The organism is Methanohalobium sp., assembly GCF_018609725.1.
Lineage (GTDB): Archaea > Halobacteriota > Methanosarcinia > Methanosarcinales > Methanosarcinaceae > Methanohalobium.
The window spans coordinates 1-23530 of the sequence record NZ_JAHENT010000112.1 but is presented as its reverse complement, the minus strand read 5'-3'; the positions used below and the strand labels follow the sequence as shown (position 1 = coordinate 23530).

At 37.6% G+C, this 23530-nt stretch carries 22 protein-coding genes and 2 tRNA genes; 21 read left to right on the top strand and 3 right to left on the bottom strand.

What is annotated here, in order from left to right; translation table 11 throughout:
• From QZ276_RS07565 to rpsJ, 14 genes are all read left to right on the top strand, one after another.
• The coding region (locus QZ276_RS07565) for an adenosylhomocysteinase (RefSeq protein WP_292486785.1) at positions 1-1049 on the top strand (1049 nt) is incomplete at its 5' end.
• 365 nt (positions 1050-1414) lie between these two features.
• Positions 1415-1488 (top strand) — tRNA-Lys (locus tag QZ276_RS07560).
• Between the two features lie 61 nt (positions 1489-1549).
• Positions 1550-1786 (top strand): DNA-directed RNA polymerase subunit H, encoded by a 237-nt coding sequence (locus QZ276_RS07555; protein WP_292486783.1) that lies wholly within the window; start codon positions 1550-1552, stop codon positions 1784-1786.
• A gap of 164 nt (positions 1787-1950) precedes the next feature.
• Positions 1951-3567 carry a DNA-directed RNA polymerase subunit B'' gene (locus QZ276_RS07550; protein WP_292486781.1) on the top strand — a complete coding sequence of 539 codons (1617 nt, stop codon included), beginning with the start codon at positions 1951-1953 and terminating at the stop codon, positions 3565-3567.
• A 12-nt stretch (positions 3568-3579) separates the two neighbouring features.
• On the top strand, positions 3580-5394 hold the full coding sequence (rpoB, locus tag QZ276_RS07545; RefSeq protein ID WP_292486779.1) for a DNA-directed RNA polymerase subunit B: 1815 nt from the start codon (positions 3580-3582) through the stop codon (positions 5392-5394).
• A 12-nt stretch (positions 5395-5406) separates the two neighbouring features.
• Positions 5407-8052, top strand: coding sequence for a DNA-directed RNA polymerase subunit A' (locus QZ276_RS07540; RefSeq protein ID WP_292486777.1), 2646 nt, complete (start codon positions 5407-5409; stop codon positions 8050-8052).
• A complete protein-coding gene (gene rpoA2, locus QZ276_RS07535; RefSeq protein ID WP_292486775.1) occupies positions 8049-9215 on the top strand; it encodes a DNA-directed RNA polymerase subunit A'' in 1167 nt (388 codons plus the stop codon). Before QZ276_RS07540 ends, rpoA2 begins: the two co-directional genes overlap by 4 nt.
• Positions 9216-9294: 79 nt before the next feature.
• Entirely contained in the window at positions 9295-9591 is a 297-nt protein-coding gene (locus QZ276_RS07530; protein WP_292486773.1) for a 50S ribosomal protein L30e, read from the top strand.
• Between the two features lie 11 nt (positions 9592-9602).
• Entirely contained in the window at positions 9603-10028 is a 426-nt protein-coding gene (locus tag QZ276_RS07525) for a NusA-like transcription termination signal-binding factor (RefSeq protein WP_292486772.1), read from the top strand.
• Positions 10029-10113: 85 nt separating this feature from the next.
• A complete protein-coding gene (locus QZ276_RS07520; RefSeq protein WP_013194245.1) occupies positions 10114-10542 on the top strand; it encodes a 30S ribosomal protein S12 in 429 nt (142 codons plus the stop codon).
• A complete protein-coding gene (locus QZ276_RS07515) occupies positions 10539-11108 on the top strand; it encodes a 30S ribosomal protein S7 (RefSeq protein WP_292486768.1) in 570 nt (189 codons plus the stop codon). The genes QZ276_RS07520 and QZ276_RS07515 overlap by 4 nt, the downstream gene beginning before the upstream one ends.
• 53 nt (positions 11109-11161) lie before the next feature.
• Positions 11162-13357, top strand: a complete 2196-nt coding sequence (locus QZ276_RS07510; RefSeq protein WP_292486766.1) for an elongation factor EF-2 — start codon at positions 11162-11164, stop codon at positions 13355-13357.
• A gap of 113 nt (positions 13358-13470) precedes the next feature.
• A complete protein-coding gene (tuf, locus tag QZ276_RS07505; RefSeq protein WP_292486764.1) occupies positions 13471-14736 on the top strand; it encodes a translation elongation factor EF-1 subunit alpha in 1266 nt (421 codons plus the stop codon).
• 33 nt (positions 14737-14769) lie between these two features.
• Complete coding sequence (gene rpsJ, locus QZ276_RS07500) at positions 14770-15081, top strand: 30S ribosomal protein S10 (RefSeq protein WP_013194241.1); 312 nt, start codon at positions 14770-14772, stop codon at positions 15079-15081.
• A 135-nt stretch (positions 15082-15216) separates the two neighbouring features.
• On the opposite strand, the gene QZ276_RS07495 is transcribed toward rpsJ, so the two are convergent.
• Positions 15217-17304, bottom strand: coding sequence for an adenosylcobalamin-dependent ribonucleoside-diphosphate reductase (locus QZ276_RS07495; RefSeq protein WP_292486761.1), 2088 nt, complete (start codon positions 17302-17304; stop codon positions 15217-15219).
• Positions 17305-17367: 63 nt separating this feature from the next.
• Entirely contained in the window at positions 17368-19023 is a 1656-nt protein-coding gene (locus QZ276_RS07490; protein WP_292486759.1) for a DUF2070 family protein, read from the bottom strand.
• A 200-nt stretch (positions 19024-19223) separates the two neighbouring features.
• Between QZ276_RS07490 and QZ276_RS07485 the strand changes: the two genes are divergently transcribed.
• From QZ276_RS07485 to QZ276_RS07455, 7 genes are all read left to right on the top strand, one after another.
• Positions 19224-19400 (top strand): 4Fe-4S binding protein, encoded by a 177-nt coding sequence (locus QZ276_RS07485; protein WP_292486757.1) that lies wholly within the window; start codon positions 19224-19226, stop codon positions 19398-19400.
• Positions 19401-19507: 107 nt separating this feature from the next.
• On the top strand, positions 19508-20446 hold the full coding sequence (locus QZ276_RS07480; RefSeq protein ID WP_292486755.1) for a nucleoside recognition domain-containing protein: 939 nt from the start codon (positions 19508-19510) through the stop codon (positions 20444-20446).
• A gap of 134 nt (positions 20447-20580) precedes the next feature.
• On the top strand, positions 20581-21045 hold the full coding sequence (locus QZ276_RS07475) for a hypothetical protein (protein ID WP_292486753.1): 465 nt from the start codon (positions 20581-20583) through the stop codon (positions 21043-21045).
• 81 nt (positions 21046-21126) lie between these two features.
• Positions 21127-21351, top strand: a complete 225-nt coding sequence (locus QZ276_RS07470; protein WP_292486751.1) for a hypothetical protein — start codon at positions 21127-21129, stop codon at positions 21349-21351.
• Between the two features lie 32 nt (positions 21352-21383).
• Positions 21384-21698: a winged helix-turn-helix domain-containing protein gene (locus tag QZ276_RS07465; RefSeq protein ID WP_013194234.1), complete on the top strand. Its 315-nt coding sequence runs from the start codon at positions 21384-21386 to the stop codon at positions 21696-21698.
• A 78-nt stretch (positions 21699-21776) separates the two neighbouring features.
• A tRNA-Val gene (locus QZ276_RS07460) sits at positions 21777-21850 on the top strand.
• A 498-nt stretch (positions 21851-22348) separates the two neighbouring features.
• Positions 22349-22750, top strand: coding sequence for a DUF1699 family protein (locus QZ276_RS07455; RefSeq protein ID WP_292486747.1), 402 nt, complete (start codon positions 22349-22351; stop codon positions 22748-22750).
• A 154-nt stretch (positions 22751-22904) separates the two neighbouring features.
• Here the strand turns inward: QZ276_RS07455 and QZ276_RS07450 are convergent, their stop codons facing one another.
• Complete coding sequence (locus QZ276_RS07450) at positions 22905-23381, bottom strand: hypothetical protein (RefSeq protein ID WP_292486745.1); 477 nt, start codon at positions 23379-23381, stop codon at positions 22905-22907.
• Positions 23382-23530 lie beyond the last annotated feature (149 nt).

Below are 23530 nucleotides of genomic sequence, written 5' to 3'. Positions count from 1 at the left end.
GTGCTGAAATCGCTATAACCGGTTGTAATCCCTTAAGTACACAGGACGATGTTGCTGCAGCATTGGATACAAGAAACAATGTTTCATGTTTTGCAAAACATGATGTTAGTAAAGATGAATATTATGAGGCAATCGACAGAGTGCTGGATATAGAACCCAATATTATAGTGGATGATGGTGCTGATATCATTCATAAAATCCATACAGAACGCCAGAATCTGCTACCGAATGTAATCGGAGGATGTGAAGAAACTACTACAGGCGTGCACCGTTTAATGTCAATGTCTGAAAATAATGCCTTAAAAATACCCACTATTGCAGTTAATGATGCACTTACCAAGTACCTTTTTGATAACCGGTATGGTACAGGTCAGTCAACATGGGATGCTATAAATAGAACCACCAATCTGTTGGTAGCAGGCAAAGATGTAGTTATTGCCGGTTATGGATGGTGTGGTAAAGGGGTAGCTATGTATGCAGCAGGACTTGGTGCCAATGTAATAGTAACCGAAGTCAATCCTGTAAGGGCACTCGAGGCGCGTATGGATGGTTATCGTGTGATGACAATGGAGGATGCTGCAAAAATAGGAGAGATTTTTATAACAACTACAGGTAATGTTTCAGTACTTACCAGAGACCACTTTAAATTAATGAAAGATGGAGTAATTCTTGCTAATTCCGGTCATTTTAATGTGGAAATCAATATTGAAGATCTTGAATCAATAGCACACTCGATTCGCAAAGTAAAAAGTAACATCAAAGAGTATAACCTCAAAACTCATCGAATTAATGTTATTGCAGACCAGCAAACAGTAAATCTTGCAGCAGGAGATGGTCATCCTGCAGAAGTAATGGATATGAGTTTTTCAAATCAGGCGCTTTGCGTTCGTCATCTTGTAGATAATGGCCTTGGTACCGATGTGCACGCAGTACCACCGGAAATCGATATCTATATCGCTGAACTGAAGTTAAAGGCACTTGGGATTGAAATCGATGAATTGACTACCGAGCAGGAAAAATATATGCGTGAATGGGAACACGGTACATGATATTATAATTTTTCACAGATTTTTAATATATCTGTGAGATATTACTTTTTTGTGTATTATCATGCTCTCCAACAACAAGTAGGTGTTGCATGCATCGTATTTTATATATTCCCGTATGGTGGAAATTAATTATATCTACAATTTTCTTATATATATTGTTAATTATATAATGAAATATTTAGCAAATATAAAAACTATCTGTAATATTGGACTGTAATAATCTTTAAAAATAATATATTGGCCTTTTTCAAGGCTAAAATTTATATATGATAATGTCTTTTTGTCCACGTCGCCTTGGATGTGAAGGGTGACTTTCGCGCGGATGTACGACATTGTACATGTCTATAATGCCATACAATCAGAAAGGGCTCGTAGCTCAGTCAGGCAGAGCGTCTGGCTTTTAACCAGACGGTCTAGGGTTCAAATCCCTACGAGCCCGTCAAACCCATTATTTACTGGTGAATCTTCCTTGTATGGATATTTTTTAGGGAGGAATAAATTTGAGAAATATCAGCCTGCTCGACCACGAGTTAATCCCAAAACATGAAATTCTGGCAACGGATGAGTTACAAACTGTTTTAAACCACTATCAAATTGATAAAGAGCAATTGCCAAAAATAAAATCCAGTGACCCTATTATACAGGAAATCGGGGCATTAGAAGGGGATGTCGTAAAAATAATTCGAAAAAGCCAGACTGCTGGGGAAGGTTTATATTACAGATTAGTAATAAAATGATAAATTCTTAAAACTTTCTAACCATTAAAAATTCTCTGTTTATACTCATGCTATCCTTAAATTTAAAAACAAACCCAAGACCATTTCATCATCTTACAACCAATTAATCGTTATTATTGAGTTAACTCATATATATTAAAAAACCAATAGAGGGTGCTACCATAGTGGCAAATACCGCTGAATTATCAAGAGAGTATTTTACAAAAGGCAAAATAGTACAGCATCACATAGATTCTTTCAATAAATTTTTGGATTCAGGTCTCCAAAAAGTCATTGATGAACAGGGTATTATCGAAACAGACCTTGAAGACATTTACATCAAACTCGGAAATATCAGGGTTGAAAAACCGATTGTAAAAGAGGCTGATGGGGCTATTGAAAACCTTTATCCCAATGAGGCAAGACTGCGTAATATATCCTATACTGCACCATTATATCTCCAGATGAGTGTTGTAAACGGTGATAAAGAAACCGAACCTATGGAAGCAAAGATAGGTCAATTACCTATAATGGTAAAATCCAATTATTGTAATCTTGTAGGAATCAACGACCAGGAAATGGTACAATATGGAGAAGACCCGCTTGACCCGGGAGGATACTTCATAATAAATGGTACTGAACGGGTTGTTATGACCCTTGAAGACCTTGCACCCAACAAGGTAATGACTGAATTTTCTGAACGCTATGGTGATCCAATACAGGTCTCCAAGGTATTTTCACAAAGAAGAGGATATCGGGCACTGGTTGTTGTAGAAAGAGGCAGAAAATCACTCCTTGAGGTTTCATTCCCTTCAATATCCGGTCGTGTAAATTTCATTACTCTTATGAGAGCTCTTGGTGTTGAAACCGATGAAGATATTGTGAAAATGGTTTCAACTGATCAGGAAATTTTAAAATACATGTTTGAAAACCTTGAAGAATCCGAAGTTGAATCCACCGAAGAAGCTGTTGAAAAACTTGGTTCCCGTGTAGCATCAGGACAGGCGAAAGATTACCAGATTAAACGGGCAAATTATGTAATTGATAGATATCTTCTTCCTCATCTTGGAAATGATCCTGAAGACCGGCTTACAAAAGCACATTTTCTGGGCAGAATGGCAGAGTCCTGTTTTGAGCTGGCTCTTGGAAGACGCAACCCTAATGATAAAGACCATTATTCCAACAAACGTTTGAAACTCACCGGAGACCTTATGGAAGACCTATTCAGGGTGGCTTTCAACAGACTTGCAAGGGATATTAAATATCAGCTTGAACGGGCAAGTATGAGAAACAGAGAATTGAATGTAGTCACCCTTGTAAGAGCAGATGTATTAACAGACCGTCTTCAACATCCATTGGCAACAGGTAACTGGGTAGGTGGAAGAACAGGTGTATCACAACTTTTAGACCGTACCGATTATATTTCCACACTATCTCATTTAAGGCGGGTTATATCTCCTCTCTCAAGAGCACAGCCGCATTTTGAAGCCCGTGACCTTCATCCTACCCAATGGGGACGTTTGTGTCCATCGGAAACACCAGAAGGTCCAAACTGCGGACTGGTTAAGAATTTTGCCCAGATGGTGGAGCTATCTACTGGTACCGATGATCTGGATTCAATCAAAAACAGCCTCTATGATTTGGGAGTAAAACCTATGGTGATACATACACCGACAAGTGAAGAACCTGAATATGAAGAGGAAGTTGATAATTACGTGGATGAACTGGAAAAAACATTCCCTGAAGCACAAGGACCTGAACACACAAGCTCCAGCGAATTATTAGATTCGGATACATTGTGAGAGGAGATTTAAATGACAGAAGCAAAAATTTTCCTAAATGGTGAACTGGTGGGTACTCATAATAATCCTGTTGAACTGGTAGAGGATATACGAGAACAGAGAAGAAATGGTTTGATATCGCAGCAGGTAAATGTAGCGTTATATGAAGATATCAATGAAATTATAATAAATTCTGATATAGGCAGGGCAAGAAGACCACTAATAATTGTTAATGATGGTAAGCCTCTTGTAACTGATGAACAAATCGATCAACTGAAAAATAATGAAATCGCATCTGAAGATCTAGTAAAACAGGGACGTGTGGAATATCTTGATGCAGAAGAAGAAGAGAATGCTTACATAGCACTGTATGCATCAGACTTGACACCCGAACATACCCACCTTGAAATAGACCCTTCAATGGTTCTGGGTTTATGTACTGGAATGGTACCCTATCCAGAACACAATGCAGCGCCACGTAATACGATGGGGGCTGCGATGGTAAAGCAGTGTGTTGGCATGTCAACTTCCAATCAGAAATTAAGGCCTGATACCAGAGCACATGTGCTCCATAATCCACAAAAAGCACTTACAAAGACACAGCCAGCAGATTCTATTCATTTTGACGAAAGACCAGCAGGTCAAAATTTTGTTGTTGCTGTAATGTCATATGAAGGTTACAATATTGAAGATGCACTTGTTTTTAATAAAGGCTCTATTGAGAGAGGGCTTGCAAGAAGCCATTTCCTGAGGACGTTTGAAGGAGAAGAAAGACGGTATGCTGGAGGACAGGAAGACAAATTTGAAATTCCTGATTCGGATTACAGAGGAGCAAGAGGCGCTGAAGCTTATGCAAATCTTGATGAAGATGGACTTGTAAACCCTGAAACAGTAGCGGAACCAAATGATGTTCTTATCGGTAAGACCAGTCCTCCACGTTTTCTTGAAGAACAATCCGATTTTGGTCTTGCTGTGGAACAGCGCCGTGAAAGTGCGATAACCATGCGTTCTAATGAAAAGGGTATCGTTGATAATGTTATATTAACAGAATCAATAAACGGTACAAGACTTGCAAAAGTGAAAGTAAGAGACCAGAGAGTGCCTGAAATCGGTGATAAATTTGCATCCAGACACGGTCAGAAAGGTGTCATAGGATTAATTGTTCCTTATCAGGATATGCCGTTTACTGAAGATGGTCTGGTTCCTGATTTAATTGTAAATCCACACGCTATACCTTCACGTATGACTGTGGGTCATGTTCTGGAAATGATAGGTGGTAAAGTAGGTTCAATGGAAGGTAGACGTGTTGATGCTACAGCATTTTCTGGTGAATCTGAAGAGGAATTAAGGAACGGTCTAAGAGATTATGGTTTTTCACATACTGGAAAGGAAGTCTTTACAGATGGAGTAACAGGTAAAAAAATACAGGCTGATACTTTTTCAGGTGTTATTCTGTATCAAAAACTGCACCACATGGTTGCTTCTAAGATGCACGCCAGATCCAGAGGTCCTGTACAGGTGCTTACAAGACAGCCTACTGAAGGCAGAGCCCGTGAAGGAGGTCTAAGATTTGGAGAAATGGAAAGAGATGTCATGATTGGACATGGTGCAGCAATGGCACTGAAAGAACGTTTGATGGATGAATCCGATAAAGTGGTTCAGTTGGTCTGTTCCAACTGCGGTATGATTGCTACCTATGATCGAAAACAAAAGATGGCTTTCTGTTCTAACTGTGAATCAGAAACTGATATCTATCCAGTAGAGATGAGTTATGCTTTCAAATTGCTTCTGGATGAAATAAAATCTCTTGGTGTTACACCAAGAATGGGACTTGAGGATGCTGTATAATGGTGATATAAAATGGATGCAATGGCTTCTATACCTAAAAGAGTTGGTGAAATTCGATTTGGTTTACTGTCTCCCAGAGAAGTAAGAAAAATGAGTATTACGCCCATAATCACAGCGGATACCTATGATGATGACGGTTATCCGATTGATATGGGACTTATGGATATGCGTCTGGGTGTAATAGACCCGGGATTGATTTGTAAAACATGCGGCAGCAGAGCTGGTGATTGTCCAGGTCATTTTGGACATATAGAACTTGTAGCACCAGTGATACATGTAGGATTTAATAAATTGATATTAAAATCACTGCGCTCAATCTGTAGGAATTGCAGTAATTTTTTGCTTGAACCCCAGAGGAAAAATGAATACCTTGAACAATTGCAGCAATTAAAGATAATGGGTCATTCGACAGATGACTTGGTAAATGATCTTTTTAAAGAAGCCAGAAAAACTAAAGTCTGTCCGCACTGCAATGAAGAACAGGTAGAGATAAAATTTGAAAAACCATCGGATTATATTGAAAACGGGGAAAAATTAACCCCTACTGAGATACGTGAAAGATTCGAAAATATGTCAGATGATGATGTGCGTTTAATGGGAATGGACCCAAGTAACGCACGTCCTGAATGGATGATATTAACAGTCCTTCCAGTACCGCCTGTTACTGTTCGTCCGTCCATCACACTGGAATCCGGTCAGCGTAGTGAAGATGACCTCACCCATAAAATGGTGGATATAATACGTATCAATCAAAGGTTCCAGGAAAACAGAGAAGCAGGTGCACCGCAATTAATTCTTGAAGATCTCTGGGAGCTTTTGCAGTATCATGTAACAACGTTTTTTGATAATGAAGTATCAGGTGTTCCGCCTGCAAGGCACAGGTCAGGACGTCCATTAAAGACATTGACTCAACGTCTGAAAGGTAAAGAAGGTAGGTTTAGAGGTAGCCTTTCAGGTAAACGTGTCAATTTTTCAGCACGTACAGTCATCTCGCCTGATCCCAATTTAAGTATTAATGAAGTAGGTTTGCCATATGCAATTGCAAAGCAGATGACGTTACCTGTAAATGTCATTAGCAGAAACCTTGAGAAAATGCGGCAGTACGTTGCCCGCGGAAATGATGTCCATCCGGGAGCTAATTATGTAATTCGTGCTGATGGCAGGCGTATTAAAGTTACAGACGTTAATTGTACTGATCTTGCAGAAAAACTGGATATTGGATGGGTGGTCGAGAGACAGCTGCAGGATGGAGATATTGTTATCTTTAACAGGCAGCCCTCACTCCACAAAATGAGTATAATGGCTCACCATGTAAAGGTATTACCATATAAAACCTTCCGATTAAACCCTGCAGTATGCCCACCATACAACGCTGATTTTGATGGAGACGAAATGAACCTTCATGTTCTGCAGACAGAGGAAGCTAGAGCTGAAGCAGAAATATTGATGAAAATCCAGGAAAATATCCTATCTCCACGTTTTGGTGGTCCGATTATCGGTGGAATCCATGACCACATTTCAGGAATGTTCTTGCTAACCAGAACTGATAATGATATTAGCAAAAATGATGCACTTGACCTTTTAAGAAAATCACATATCAGGCAGTTGCCTGAACCAGCAGGATACAGAGATGATGGTGAACCCTACTGGACTGGTAAACAGATTTTCAGTCAGCTCCTACCAGATGACTTAAATCTGGAATATGTTGCAGAAGTTTGTTTCAAATGTGATGAATGTGACAGAGAAAACTGTGAAAATGATGCGTATGTTATAATTGAAAATGGAGAACTTATCACAGGAACAATCGATGAGAAAGGAATTGGGGCTTTTAAAGGGCATATTGTTGATAAAATTGTAAAAGAATATGGTTCTACCAAATCAGCAGAGTTTATCGATGATATGACAAGGCTGGCTATCCGGGCTATCATGCGTTCAGGACTTAGTTTCGGTATTAGTGATGAGGATATTCCAAAAGAAGCTCAAATGCATATTAGTGAGATTATATCTAATGCTGAAGATGAAGTCAAAAGGTTGATTGAAGCCTACGAAGCAAGAGAACTTGAACCACTTCCTGGTAGAACTCTTGATGAGACAATTGAAATGAAGATTATGCAAAAACTGGGTGTTGCCAGAGATAAAACTGGTGATGTAGCAGGTAACCATCTTGGACTGGATAATTCTGCTGTAATCATGGCTAAATCCGGTGCCAGAGGTTCAATGTTGAACCTGACCCAGATGGCAGCAAGTGTGGGTCAGCAGGCTGTTCGTGGTGAACGTATAAGAAGAGGATATACAGGTAGAACACTTCCGCATTTCAGCAAAGGTGACCTTGGTGCAGATGCACACGGTTTTGTTAAATCCAGTTATAAGAGTGGTCTTAATCCAACAGAATATTTCTTCCATGCTGTAGGAGGTCGTGAAGGTCTGGTGGATACAGCGGTGAGGACGTCTCAATCAGGTTACCTCCAGAGAAGACTTGTCAATGCTTTGCAGGACCTTGAAGTTCAGTATGATGGTTCTGTACGTGAAACAAGGGGTGTAATTGTACAGTTTAAATATGGAGAAGATGGAATTGATTCGACAAAAAGTGATTACAGCAATCCGGAAACAATCCACAGTATTGTTAAATCAGTTACTGGAAAGGAGGTCGAACAATGACCTTAAGTGAAGCTACAATCAATTCAATGGTGGATGATCTTCCTCTGCCTCAGAATATGGTTAATACGCTAAAAGAGGATGCTATAAAGGCCGGAGTCACCAAAAAAGAATTGGAAGAAATCATCCAACAGGTGATGGATAATTATGGTTATGCATGCGTAGAACCATGTGAAGCAGTAGGTGTAGTTTCGGCACAATCAATAGGAGAACCCGGTACGCAGATGACGATGCGTACTTTCCACTATGCAGGTGTTGCAGAAATCAACGTAACATTGGGTCTCCCAAGACTTATTGAAATTGTCGATGCAAGAAAAACGCCCAGTACACCTATGATGACTGTTGCACTTGAGGAAGGTTACTCGGATTCCAGGGATGAAGCCAGAAAACTTGCATGGCAGATAGAGGCTACCCATATTGGACATCTGGGAGATGTCACAACTGACCTTGCACAGATGCAGCTTGTTGTCGACCTTCATGAAAAAACTCTTACACAAAGAGATATATCGGTTGATGGAATAGCAGGCATAATCCGTGATAAACTTAATGTACTGGTTAAAATATCCGAAGAAGTAGATTATCAGATAATTATACAGCCAAACCAGCCATCTTATCGTGAGCTTTTACAGCTTGCAAAGAATATACATAACGTAACACTTAAAGGTATAGAAGGCATTAAAAGGGTTGTTATCCGAAAAGACAGTGATGAATACACATTGTATACAGAAGGTTCTGAACTCAATGAAGTTCTGAAAATAGATGGTGTTGATGTTACAAGAACCTATACCAATAATATCGCTGAAATCTACGAAGTATTCGGAATAGAAGCAGCCAGAAATGCACTGGTTAAAGAAGCAATGGACACACTGAGTGAACAGGGCCTTAATGTTGACATCCGGCATATTATGCTAGTAGCAGATATCATGACATGTGACGGAGAAGTAAAACAAATAGGTCGTCATGGTATTTCAGGTGAAAAAGCGAGTGTTTTTGCACGTGCTGCTTTTGAGGTAACAGTCAACCACCTTCTTGATGCAGGAATACGCGGTGATGTTGACGAATTGAACGGTGTAACTGAAAATATAATTATAGGGCAGCCAATTAAACTTGGTACAGGCGATGTGCATTTGGTCGCAACAAAACCAGTTAAAGGAGAAAGTGTCTAATTAACATCAACCAGAAACTAGATATAATTAATTTGGTATTAGTGAATGCATATTCAAGATTTACAATGGGTTGATATAAATGAGCAACAAAAATATTAGTATCGATAAAGCACTATTAAGTGTTATAAGAACAGGGTCAGTAGTAATTGGTTCTAAAAGAACCATTGAATCAGCAGAAAAATCAGAAGCAGAAATGGTAGTTTTATCTGCAAATTGTCCAGAAGATGTAAAGTCAAAAATCAATTCTACAGGTATACCTGTATTAAATTATTCAGGAACCAGTGTTGAATTAGGGGCTTCATGTGGTAAACCATTCTCAATTGCAGCAATGGCTATTATAGACCCTGGAGAATCCAATATTTTATCATCATTCTAAGGGGTTCATCTTTGAGTGAAATTAAACTGTCTACAGAAGAGTTAAGATACATAGCAATGTTTGAACAGACAACAGGTGCAGAAATTCGTGACTGTATAGTGGACGAAGACAGAATCATCTATGTTGTCGAAGCAGGAAATATGGGTGCTGCTATTGGTAAAAATGGTGAACATATAAACAGGGTCAAGGAAAATGTAGATAAGCATGTTGAACTTGTTGAATACTCAGAAGACCCCAATGAATTTATCAAAAATGCCTTTGGACCAGTTGCAGTATCTTCTGTAAATATAGCCAATAAAGATGATAAGCAATATGCTTATGTACAGGTATCCAACAATAGCAAAGGTCTTGCTATAGGAAGTAATGGAAAAAACATTGACAAAGTAAAAATGATTGCAAACCGTCATCATAACATCGATAGTGTAATTATTCAATAAATTATTATATAAAATGGTTAATCAATCATAAGAGTTTACGTTAAATGATTGTCATCAACATAACTGAAATTATTGGAGGAAAATAATGGCAAATGGAAAATATGCTGCAAGTAAATTGAAAAAAGATCATACAGATTCACGATGGAAAGATAAGCGATATAGTAGGCGTGCCTTAGGGCTGGATGTTAAAGCAGACCCGCTTTCAGGTGCACCACAGGGTCGTGGAATTGTACTTGAAAAAGTAGGTGTGGAAGCAAAACAGCCAAATTCTGCAGTTAGAAAATGTGTAAGAATACAGTTGATAAAGAATGGTCGCCAGGCTACAGCATTTTGTCCGGGTGACGGTGCTATAAATTATATAGATGAACACGATGAAGTAACTGTAGAACGTATTGGCGGACGAATGGGTGGATCAAAAGGTGATATACCCGGTGTCAGATTCAAGGTTATCGCTGTAAACAATGTCTCATTAAATGAGATGGCAATAGGCAGAAGAGAGAAACCGAGGAGATGATTTTTATGTACAAATTGTTCGATAAATGGGACATGTCAGAAGTTGAAGTAAATGACTCCGGAATAAAAAGCTATGTTAATCTGGACCCTGTTATTGTTCCACATACGAATGGAAGACATGCAAGACAGCAATTTAACAAATCAGAGATTTCTATTGTTGAACGTCTGGTAAACAATTTAATGAGAAAAGAACATAACACAGGTAAAAAACAATTTGCACTGCGTGCTGTAGAAGAAGCTTTTGATATAATCTATTCAAAGACAGAAAGGAACCCAGTACAGGTTCTTGTAGATGCTATTGCCAATACAGGTCCCAGGGAAGAAGTAGTCCGATTAAAATACGGTGGAATATCTGTACCCAAAGCAGTGGATACTGCCTCACAAAGGCGTGTTGATACCGCATTAAGGCTTATTTCTATGGGAGTGAACCAGGCAGCATACAAATCAAAACGTTCACTAGCAGATTGTTTGGCATCAGAACTGATGGGTGCTGCTAACCGTGATGCAAAATACTTCTCTGTAAACAGAAAAGATTCCAAAGAACGGGTTGCCAAATCAGCACGTTAAATTCGATATAAATAATAAAAATAATATTTTTCAATATTCTGCAGGGTAGTAATATGGGAAGAAGAAAAAAAATGGTTGAGCGAGTAGTATCGCTCATGAAAAACCCGGAACATATAAGAAACATTGGTATAGTTGCACATATTGACCATGGAAAAACCACTCTAACAGATAACCTTCTGGCTGGCGCAGGAATGATATCTTCCGAACTTTCTGGAAGTCAGCTGTTCATGGATTCTGATGAAGAAGAGCAGGATAGGGGAATCACAATTGATTCTGCAAACGTGTCGATGGTGCACGAGTACAATGGTGAAGAATTTCTTATTAATTTAATAGATACTCCGGGACACGTTGATTTCGGTGGTGACGTTACAAGAGCCATGAGAGCTGTTGATGGGGCTGTTGTTGTTATTGATGCAGTTGAAGGAACCATGCCCCAGACAGAAACGGTTTTAAGACAGGCGTTAAAGGAACAGGTTCAACCGGTACTTTTCATCAACAAAGTTGACCGTCTTATTAATGAGCTACAAGTCGATTCACAGGAAATGCAGATACGCCTTGGTAAGTTAATAGACCATGTTAACAAATTAATCAAGGGTATGAACGAAGAAAGTTATAATAAGGGCTGGAAGGTTTCTGCTTCAGACGGTACGGTTGCATTCGGTTCAGCACTGTATAACTGGGCAATCAGCGTACCTATGATGGAGAAAACAAACATCGGTTTTGCTGATGTATATAATTACTGTCAGCAGGAGCGCCAAACCGACCTTGCTCAAAAATGTCCGCTCTATGAAGCAGTAAACGACATGGTTATTCGCCACCTTCCAAATCCGGTCACAGCACAACCCTACCGGGTCAGCACAATCTGGCATGGTGACATCGAATCTGATATCGGAGAGCAGATGACCAAAGCCAAAGAAGATGGTGACTTGGCCTTTATGGTGACTGATATTCGACTTGATCCACATGCAGGAGAAGTAGCAACAGGTAGACTTTTCAGTGGAACCTTCAAACGTGGTATGGAAGTAAATATTTCGGGGTCACCCGGTAAAAACAGGGTTCAGCAGGTAGGCATTTACATGGGATCTGAAAGGGTCGAAGTCGAAAGTATACCAGCTGGTAATATAGCAGCAGTAACAGGTCTCAAAGATGCCATTGTTGGTTCTACGGTAACCACAAAGGATGATATGACACCTTTTGAAAGCATAAAACATGTAAGTGAACCAGTGGTTACTGTTGCAGTCGAAGCCAAACACATGAAAGACCTGCCAAAACTTGTTGAAGTTTTAAGACAGGTGAATAAGGAAGACCCAACACTAAGCGTTACATTAAACGAAGAGACAGGAGAACACCTGCTTTCAGGAATGGGTGAACTCCATCTTGAAGTTATAGGTCACAGAATTGAACGTGACAAAGGAGTAGAAATTAGTACAAGCCCTCCGATTGTTGTCTATCGTGAAGCGATTCAAAAACATGCGGGTCCGGTTGAAGGCAAGTCACCAAACAGACACAACAAGTTCTATATAGAAGTTGAACCACTTGAACCAGAAGTCATTGATCTTATCAGATCCGGTGAGATTTCAATGCGTATGCCTGAACTGGAACGCAGGAACAAACTGATAGAAGCAGGAATGGATAAAGAGGAAGCCAAAGGACTGGTCGACATTTGTGAATCTAATATATACCTTGACCAGACAAAGGGTATCCAGCATCTTAATGAGACAATGGAATTAATCCTTGAAGGCTTTGAAGAGGTTATGCAAGCCGGTCCACTGGCAAATGAACCATGTATGGGTGTAAAGGTAAAACTTGTTGATGCCAAACTCCACGAAGATACTATCCACCGTGGACCAGCACAGGTAATCCCTGCATCAAGGCAGGCTATTCAGGCTGCAATGCTTATGGGAGATGCTACAATTCTTGAACCATATCAGAAAGTATTCATTTATGTACCACAGGACCAGATGGGTGGAGCTACAAAATTGATACAGGGTAAACGCGGAATTATCCTTAATATGAGTTCAGAAGGAGATATGACAGCCGTCGAATCCAAGGCACCCGTGGCAGAACTGTTCGGGTTTGCAGGTGATATAAGGTCGTCAACTGAAGGCCGTGCCATGTGGAGTACAGAATTTGCTGGCTTTGAACCGATTCCGTCAAATTTAATACAGGAAACTATAAGTATGATTCGCGAAAGGAAGGGTATGAAGAACGAAATACCTAAGCCTCAGGATATCTTGGAGACAGTCTGATTTATTCATCAGAAAACTTAAAACATATAGACGATTATTATGGTCGAACCATATGTTAATATATGAATAATATATACAAAAAATGAAAATATACATAAAAGGAGGATAAAAAAATGGCAGATGAGAAACCACACATGAATTTAGCTATCATTGGTCATATTGACCATGGTAAATCCACACTCGTCGGAAGGTTGATGTATGAAACAGGTGCAATTCCTCAGCATATAATCGACAAGAACAAAGAAAAAGCAAAAGAACAGGGTAAAGAAACATTCGCTTTTGCATGGATTATGGACTCTCTTAAAGAAGAGAGAGACAGAGGAATCACAATCGATATTGCTCACAAGAGGTTCGATACCGATAAATACTATTTCACCATTGTTGATTGTCCAGGTCACAGAGACTTTGTCAAAAATATGATTACAGGGGCATCTCAGGCAGATGCAGCTGTATTATCTGTTGCAGCGCCTGATGGTGTGATGGACCAGACAAAAGAACATGTGTTCCTTTCAAGAACATTAGGTATTAACGACCTCATTGTTGCAGTCAACAAGATGGATGACATCAATTACGATGAAAAGAGATATGAAGAGGTCAAAAACCAGGTATCTGAACTCCTTAAAATGGTAGGATTCAAACCAGACGATGTAACATTTGTACCTACTTCAGCATATCTTGGTGATAACGTAGCCAAACTGAGTGAAAACACACCATGGTATAATGGTCCAACTATACTGGAAGCACTTAACAACCTCACACCACCAGAAAAAGCAGACAAACTTCCATTAAGAATACCAGTACAGGACGTTTACACCATTTCAGGTATTGGTACTGTACCAGTAGGAAGAGTTGAAACCGGTGTGATGAAGAAGGGAGACCAGCTTACATTCATGCCAAGTGGTAAGACCGGTGAAGTTAAATCCATAGAAATGCATCACGAAGAAGTACCTCAAGCGACCCCAGGAGACAACATCGGATGGAGTGTTCGTGGACTCGGTAAGGGTGATGCAAGAAGAGGAGATGTAGCTGGACACAAAGACAACCCACCAACTGTAGCAAATGAATTTACAGCACAGATAGTTGTTCTCCAGCATCCATCTGCAATAACTGTTGGCTACACACCTGTATTCCATGCACACACTGCACAGATTGCATGTACATTCATCTCACTTGATAAGAAGATGGATCCAAAGTCAGGACAGGTTAAAGAAGAACAACCAACATTCCTTAAATCTGGAGATTCAGCGATTGTAACACTCAAACCAACAAGGCCAATGATAATTGAACCGGTGAAAGAAATTCCACACATGGGTAGATTCGCTATCCGTGATATGGGCAAAACAATCGCTGCTGGAATGTGTATGAGTGTCAACAAATAAGACACTCAATTCTTTATTTTTCAGGGGATTAATATGGCACAGAAAGCAAGAATTAAACTATCAGGAACGGATCCAGAAAACCTGGACGGAGTCTGCGATCAGGTAAAGTCGATAGCAGATAGAACCGGTGTCGGTATGTCTGGTCCTGTTCCACTCCCAACAAGAAAACTACGGGTTCCCGCTCGTAAAAGCCCAAGTGGAGATGGAACTGCTACATGGGACCACTGGGAAATGCGTGTACACAAACGATTAATCGATATTTCGGCTGATGAAAGAGCACTCAGACAGCTCATGAGAATCCAGGTTCCAAAAGATATCAATATCGAAATAGTTCTGCAGAGCTAAGGAATTTAATTTTTCTAAGTTACAGATTTTTATCTGTAACCACAGACCTTCCTTTAAATAGACAATACTTTTCTAAAATTAGATAAACGGCTCGTGATTTAATTTTACGAGCCTTGATAAATACTAACAATTCTATTAATTACAGATAGAACATCCTGTAAGATAATCTCCTGAAAATTCAGAATCTGCGATTACTCCTTCTCCCTTCTCTTTTTTCAATCCGCCAAGTTCAAGAACCTGATTCTGTTTGCTTCCATAGCGGTAGATTGTAATCCCTTTGCAATTGAGTTTGTATGCCATCATGTAGATTCTTTTAACGTCATCCAGTGTAGCTTTTTCAGGGAGGTTGACTGTTTTGGAAACGGAGTTGTCCACATATTTCTGAAAAGCTGCCTGCATTCTAACGTGCCATTCGGGATCAATATCCAGTGATGTAACAAAAAGGTCTCTCACATCTTTTGGGACCTGCTCAAGGTTTTGAATAGATCCTGTTTTTGAGATATCCATCATCAAATCTTTACTGTAAAAGTTTCTTTTTTTTGCAGTGTTTTCAAAAACCGGGTTTACTTCAAGAAGTTGTGTTGCCATTACGTTCCGTACAAAAGAAAGAGCAAAAATCGGTTCTATGCCTGAACTTGTATTTGCAATAATACTTATGGTGCCAGTGGGTGCGATAGTATTTAAAGTGGCATTTCTCATAGAACTGTATTTATTTTCCCAGTGGCTCCCTTTAAAATTCGGGAATGAACTTCTTTTTTCTCCGAGTTCTACTGATTTTTTAACAGATTCTTCATTAATAAACTTCATAATATTTTCTGCAGTTTCGATGGCTTCTTCTGAATTGTAGGGTATGTTAAGTTTTGCAAACATCTCTGCAAGTCCCATGACTCCCAATCCTATTTTACGGTTGTTTTTGGTTTCTATGTCTATTTCATTTAAAGGATATTTGTTGGCATCAATAACATTATCAAGAAAGTGGATACCTGAACGTGTAATATTTTTTAGTTTCTCCCAGTCTATTGTGTTGTTTTTAACCATTTTTGACAGATTTATGGAACCCAGATTGCAGGATTCGTAGGGAAGCAGTGGAACTTCTCCGCAGGGGTTAGTAGTTTCAATAGTTCCTATATGGGATACGGGATGTCTGCGGTTAATCTCGTCCAGAAATATCATCCCCGGGTCACCAGTTCTCCATGCCATTGTGGTTATCAAGTCAAAAACATCTCTTGCTCTGAGTTTTTCAGTGGTTTTGCCTGTTCTTGGGTTAATCAGGTCATATTTACTATCATTCTGGACTGCTTTCATGAATTCATCTGTTACTCCTACAGAGATGTTGAAATTGTCCAGATATCCTTCTTTCTCCTTTGAGTTAATGAATTCAATTATATCAGGGTGGTCGATTCTTAAAATTCCCATATTTGCACCCCTGCGTTTACCACCCTGTTTTATTACTTCAGTAGCCTGGTTAAAAATGCTCATAAATGATACTGGTCCTGAAGCAACTCCTTTTGTAGATTTAACAATATCTCCATTAGGCCGCAGTTTTGAAAATGAGAATCCTGTTCCACCCCCGGATTGGTGTATAAGGCTCATATTTGTTAAAGCTTCGAAAATACCCTTCATTGAATCTTCAACAGGAAGTACAAAACATGCACTTAATTGTCCCAGTTCTGTACCAGCGTTCATCAGGGTGGGACTATTTGGTAAAAATTCCAGGTTTGACATCATCCTGTAAAATTCAGTTTTGCTGTCATAAGGATTATAACCATATTTTTTATCTATTGATGATACCGAATCTGCAACTCTTTCAAACATCTCTGAAGGAGTTTCTACAGGATTGCCATTTTCATCTTTAAGTAGATATCTTCTTTCCAATACCCTTATTGCATTTACACTTAATTTAAGGTCATCCTGTTTTATACCCAGATACTTTTTTGTTTCTCTTACCTCGGATCTTTTTCTGCGATAGAGGATGTAGGACTTGGCTACTTCAGAATATCCATTTTTTATTAATACATCTTCAACAATGTCCTGTACATCTTCTACACCGGGAATGGTATTTTTAAACCGGTTTTCAAGGTTTTCTATCACCTGATGAGACATTTTTCGGGCAAGGTCGCCATCGTTTTCATTTACACTATGTATTGCTTTATGTATAGCCTGTGTAATTTTTTCAGAATCAAAATCAACAGTTCTTCCATTTCTTTTTTTAATATAGTTCAATTATTTTCCCCCTACAATTTACAATAATAAATGTTGCTTTAAGTATTTTTTTAAATAAAAGGATTAGAGAATCCATAAAATCAGAACTATATAAAGCAACAGCAACGCAAGGGGAAACAGTCGAACCAATATATTGATACTGTAAGCAAGCCCGAGATAATCATCTTTTAACAATTTCATTGGTTCTGATTTATTGTTGGTAAACCCTGTACTTCCATTTGACACGTTTTTACTGGCTTTATTTATAACCTCGTATAATTCGTCAGTTTCTACGTGTTTGTTGGAGATCATATTATGTATACTGCTATGTGTATCAGTGGTAAAGGTTAATATTTCATCAAAATTGTCTTTTAAGTTCTGGCGAACTTCATCCATCTTTTCTGAAATACCATTTCCTTCAGTTCCAAATAGAAGTGTTTTCTGTCCATCCACATTTTCTATCAGGGCAAATTTGGGAGTTCCTGTAGTGTTAGTGCAGTAGCCTACCTGATAACCTGAATTTTTAAGACCTTCAAGTTTATCCAGGAATTTTAGTAATTTTTCTCTGAATATTTCTGCTTCATCTGTACCATAAAGTAATTGAGGGTCAGGTTCTTTATTCCTTTCGTGGTTGTGAAGGTCGATTATCATTACATTTTCCAGATTTATCAGCTCTCTGAAAACTGAAATTTCATAATCACCGTAGTTTTCAGCTTCCATATATACAAGTTTTTTATCACCAATATTTCTGCCGTAGAATGTTAACTTATGTTCTGGATAACTTTCTTTAACCAGCTTGGAAGCAGTAGAGCTTTTAGCTGGTTTGTTTAATGCTTTTATTATTTTGTGAATATCATCCGGGTTAACCGGGTCACATTTATGAGTGGATGGAACATGGAAAAAGAAACCATTGCCGTTTTCATTAAGATGGTTTATTAAATCTGTGGACGCTCGTCCTCCTCCAAAACCCTCAAGAGGCCCGGGGTGTATCCATGGAACTGCTATAGTAGTTGAACTATTTTCATTTTCGATTTCAAGAGTTTGAACATCTGGTCGGGATGAGTACCCAAGGTCAAGTACTTCCTGCCGTTTTTGCAACAACCCTGAGGATAGTTTTATAGCTGAAACATTGACGTTTGTAGAAATCAGATATTCCGCCAGGAAAAAAGTCAACAGAAGCATTATTCCCGCAAGAAACAGTAAACCTATACGTTCTATGTATGTGGTTACTGTTATTTCAAGACTTCTCCCAATGGATAGGTGGAAAGCTGATACTATTATTAGAGGTTGTACCATCCCCAGAATACTGATTCTTTTAATATATTTGTAGCCAAGTGTACCAACAAGTACCAGTAAGCTGGTTAAGAAGATAGTTATAATAGCTATCCAGAAGATATTCCATGCACTGATAAGTCCTGACTCAGCACTAAAAGTTAAAATCATTCCATAGACAAAAAGCACAAATTCATTAAAAAGTGTAAGAAAATATCCCCACTTTCTTGGATACTCGGGTAAAAATTGATAATACAGTTCTCCCGAGGCAAGAGCAGGAATTATAAACATAAAAAGCGCAGTAATGATAATATAGTACAGATTTAATGATACTGCAGAAAGATATGATATTGATAGATTGATTAATACCCCGTATATTGCTCCTGTAACTATTAGTGCTTCAACTACTCTTTTTAAAGAAGGTACACTAAATATAATGTTTTTAAAAACATCGATGTTATCAGACATTATTTTCTGCCACTAGATTGATTCGTTTTTTATTATTGTTTTTCTTATATAAAATCAGTTTTGTAGTTTTCTATAATTTTTCTTACAACCTGATAAATAATAATTTTGCTATTTCCTATCCTATCGATAGTTTTTTATTAATCATTTTTATCTATAATAACCAGTCTATTAAAATCAACTTACTAAAGGAGTGATATAAAATGCCAGCAGTAGTAGATTCAGAAATATGCACAGGCTGTGAAGCATGTGTTGACGAATGTCCAGTAGATGCAATATCAATGAACGATGATGGTATAGCTGTAGTTGATGAGGAAGAATGCACTGATTGTGAAGCATGCATAGACATATGCCCTGTTGAAGCAATCAGCATGAAATAAATCAACTAAGAATATACTACCAATTCGTTCTTTTTTATTTTTCAATTTTGGTTTTTAGTATAAATTAACCAGTAATCTTTAATCTTATTAACTTTTATTCACCGATAATGCTAACTGATGTTCTTTTGCTGTCATTTGATTATTTGTCCACTATTATACCCTACATGATAGCGGGAGTAGTTCTTGCAGAACTTGTTGTGGAACTTGGATGGGTTGATAAAATCAGTTTCCTTGTTCGTCCCATAACAGGATTCGTTCATTTACGAAAGGAGTGTGGTGTAAGCTTTTTGACAGCTTTTGCTTCACCATCAGCTGCAAATGCATCATTAAAAGACCTGCATGATAATGAACTGATTGATGAAAAAGAGCTTATCATCGCATCAGTTTTGAATTCTTTTCCTTCTATAATTACTCACTGGCGTACACTTCTTCCTGTACTTGTACCTCTTTTGGGTACTATTGGTCTTATATATGTAGGAATACTTACACTGGTAGGGCTTTTAAAAACGGTCATTGTGGCAATAATTGGACATTTTATACTTGATGGCAGTAATCATTCAGTAGCTGAAGTCGCTAAAACCAGTAAACCTGATGGATTTGTTGACGCCTTAAAATCCAGCCTTGTAAAATCCAGAAAAACACTGGGTAAAATACTTGTGGTAACTGTACCTGTGACAATTTTTGTTTTTATTCTTATGGATATTGGCGTATTTGATATTGTATCGGAGTATCTAAAATCTGTTTCTCGTTTATTGCCTGTTCCTGTCAATGGTTTGCCTGTAATCGCCGCACAATTTGCAAGCAAAATAGCCGGTTATACAATTGCTGGAAATTTGCTTACAGGAGATGTTCTCAGTGGGAAAGAAATTCTAATAACCCTTCTTATTAGTAAAATATTGACCAGTATTACCGGTCTTCGTATAATAGCTCCTCATTATATTGGTATATTTGGACCAAGACTTGGGATGAAAACAATGTTAATCTCATTTATTCTACGTTTAATGATATTGATATTCATCACTTTGTTGCTACTTGTTTTCTTGTAATATAGATTTCTGGTTCGGCCAAATCAATGGTTAACTATTTATATTATCAACATATACTGTTTATATGTAATCAATATGCTACACATATTATGTATTTTAAACATAAGTAAATATAAACCAAGAAGGTGGATGATATGAATAAAAAAATAGGAGTGGTATTAATTGCTGCAGTGCTTGCAATAGCAACTGTAGGAATCGCAAGTGCAAATGCATATGGAAACCATGGGTATGGATGGAATCAAGCAAATAATGGTGCATATAATCAACACAATGGACACGGTCATGATGGATATGGTGGTGCTTATGGCGAAGATGTAAATGAACCAGTTGTCCAGTCAATAGATGATGCAATAACAGAATTTAAATCTGAAACAGGCATAGATGTACCAAAAGACAATGTCTATCAGATGGGCAGATGGTGGGTAATCAATTACCCTGATTCAGATGGCATAATAAAACAGGGAAGAGTAGATGCGTATACCGCTGAAGTAATTGAAGATTTCAGTGACGATGTATATCAGCAAAATAACCAGCCTAGAAACAATAACCGTTTCCACAGAGGTGGATTTGGTTGCAGTGGTATGGGATATGGATATTAATCCACTTTTTTTAAAAATCATATACTATAAAGTTATATACAAGGCAATCTAAATACTGGGTTTAGAGGTGTTTGTTTGCATATGATGCCAGGGTATGGAACAGGATATAGTCCTTTTTTTGGAATTTTTTTAAATATCATCCTTGTATTGATAATTATAGGTCTTGTCTTATATTTTCTGAATAGATCTAATAATACAGGTTCTGAAAATAAGGAATCCAGTGAACGAATCTCAAAAATCGAAAAGGATGTAGAAGATATAAAAGAGACTGTTGAAGAGATAAAACAAAAACTGGATGAAATTTAAAATTTATAAAAACGATTAAAGGTTTTTTATTTATGGAAAAAACACTTCAGCAAATAGTTGACATCGGAGAGGCTATTTCACACCCTTTGAGGTTGAAATTAATATATATGCTTGCTGAACGTGAATGGTATGTCTATGAGCTTGCCAAAGAACTAAAGATATCAAGACAGGTGCTTTATCTTCATTTAAAACGTCTCGAAAAAGCGGATTTTGTGGAAAGCGATTTAAGACTTGAAGATGAAGATATGAGGGCTAAAAAATTTTTTAGGTTAAAGCAGTTTGATGTTGAAGTGGGAATTGAAGACCTCAATCGAATTTTTGAAAATTCATCCGATAATAATGAATAACAGCTGTAATTAGAGAAATTCATAAACCCAAAGATTTATCAATAATAATGCAATACTGGTATGCCAGTTAACAGAAATGGGCCCGTGGTCTAGTAGGTTATGACATCGCCTTGACATGGCGGGGATCCTGCGTTCGAATCGCAGCGGGCCCATTAATTTCTGAATTATTGGTTTTATTAGACTCTTTTTTTGAAACAAGGTTTCTGAGTTCTTCGATTTGAGATTCAAGGTTTTTAATTCTATTTTCTAGTGGATTTTCAAATTCAGAGTTTAAACTCTCATTGTCTACTACGACTAAAAATGCCTGCTTACCATCATAGGATGTTGGGTAGATTTGAGCTTTATTTCCAATGATATCAGCATAACTTTTCGGCAAGCGTATCGATGGATATGCTCTGTTTTTACTCGCACTCAATTTTGTTATTTTACTTTCAAAGACCCCATTATTCATAGTTTAAACTATGTTTAAACACTATTTGTATATTTCCAGTGGACTTTGGCAACCAAATAAATAGTAGTATTTAATTCACAACAATTTTATGTAAAAGTTGATATCCTAATGATTTTGTTACTAAATATCACAATTTTTAAATAATTAAAAAATAATTTATTTTAATATTCATTAAAATTATAATAGTAAGGGATAACATATGCGAATTCGAGTAATAAGTTCAAAAGATGATATAGAAAATCTGAATGAAAATGAAGAAATTGTCCACCTAGCCTTTAGACCATCCAATACCGATATATTTTCCATTGTATCTAAATGTCCTGACATAAAAGCATTCCATATACCGAATTCTTACATTAGGACATTATCAAAATCTGCTAAAATGTTCCTTGATATGCAAGGTATAGATCTTATAGAAGGTGATGTTTGGGGTCACAGGAAAGATATCAATGAATACTCTGAAATATCAAATGGCATTTATGAGAGAATTAATGAATTGAAAAAAGAAAATATCTCTGATGAAAAGATTGCTGAAAAAATAGGTCGAGAATCAAACTTAGAACCTGATTTTGTTAAATTCATTCTGAAACAGAAACAGTGATACTATGCTCAAAAGATTACTGTTCAGTTAATGCAACATATTAATTGCATTTTCTATCTTAATCCTCCTATGTACAATGATTTAAAGTTATGTATAAAGTAAAAGATAACCTTAACTGAACAGCGCCTTGTTAACACAGCAAAATACAGGAGAATTAAATTCCAAATATTGCTGAAGCTCCTCCGCAGATATTCATACAAATCTCTACTGATTCTTTCTGACGGGGTAATATGTCATATATATCAGAATGAAAATTATCAGCATAATTCTCATTTGGAATCATGTATGTAATAACATTCTGGTCTACTTTGCTCACATCTTCATAAATCGTTTTTATGTAAATTGCATATTTATACAGTACCCTAAATATATGAGGCGCGTCCATACCTACAAAATTATACGTTTTTTCGGTATTGAATAATTTGCATTGAGATGGGTCTATATTTTTAAGGTTGAGCCAATTTTCAATCAAATTTATATTTTCCTGGGAATTACTCTCAAGTATATCCAGCTCATCCTTATACTCACCCATAAGTTCCAGTCTGGCATCACATATTGCAAGCTGTTCAAATTTTGCTTCCTGCCAGTACAATTTTTGTAATTGGTATAATAATACGTCTGCACTTTTCATAATAGGCAATTTATCAGCCCCTACCCCTTGCAGAAACCCCAAAAATATTTGGATTCCATCACCATGATGGGTTTATAAGCTATGTAAACCTTATTATTTTAAAAAAGTTGATGAAACTTTATAATGTTATAGTTTCGAAAATTAGCAAT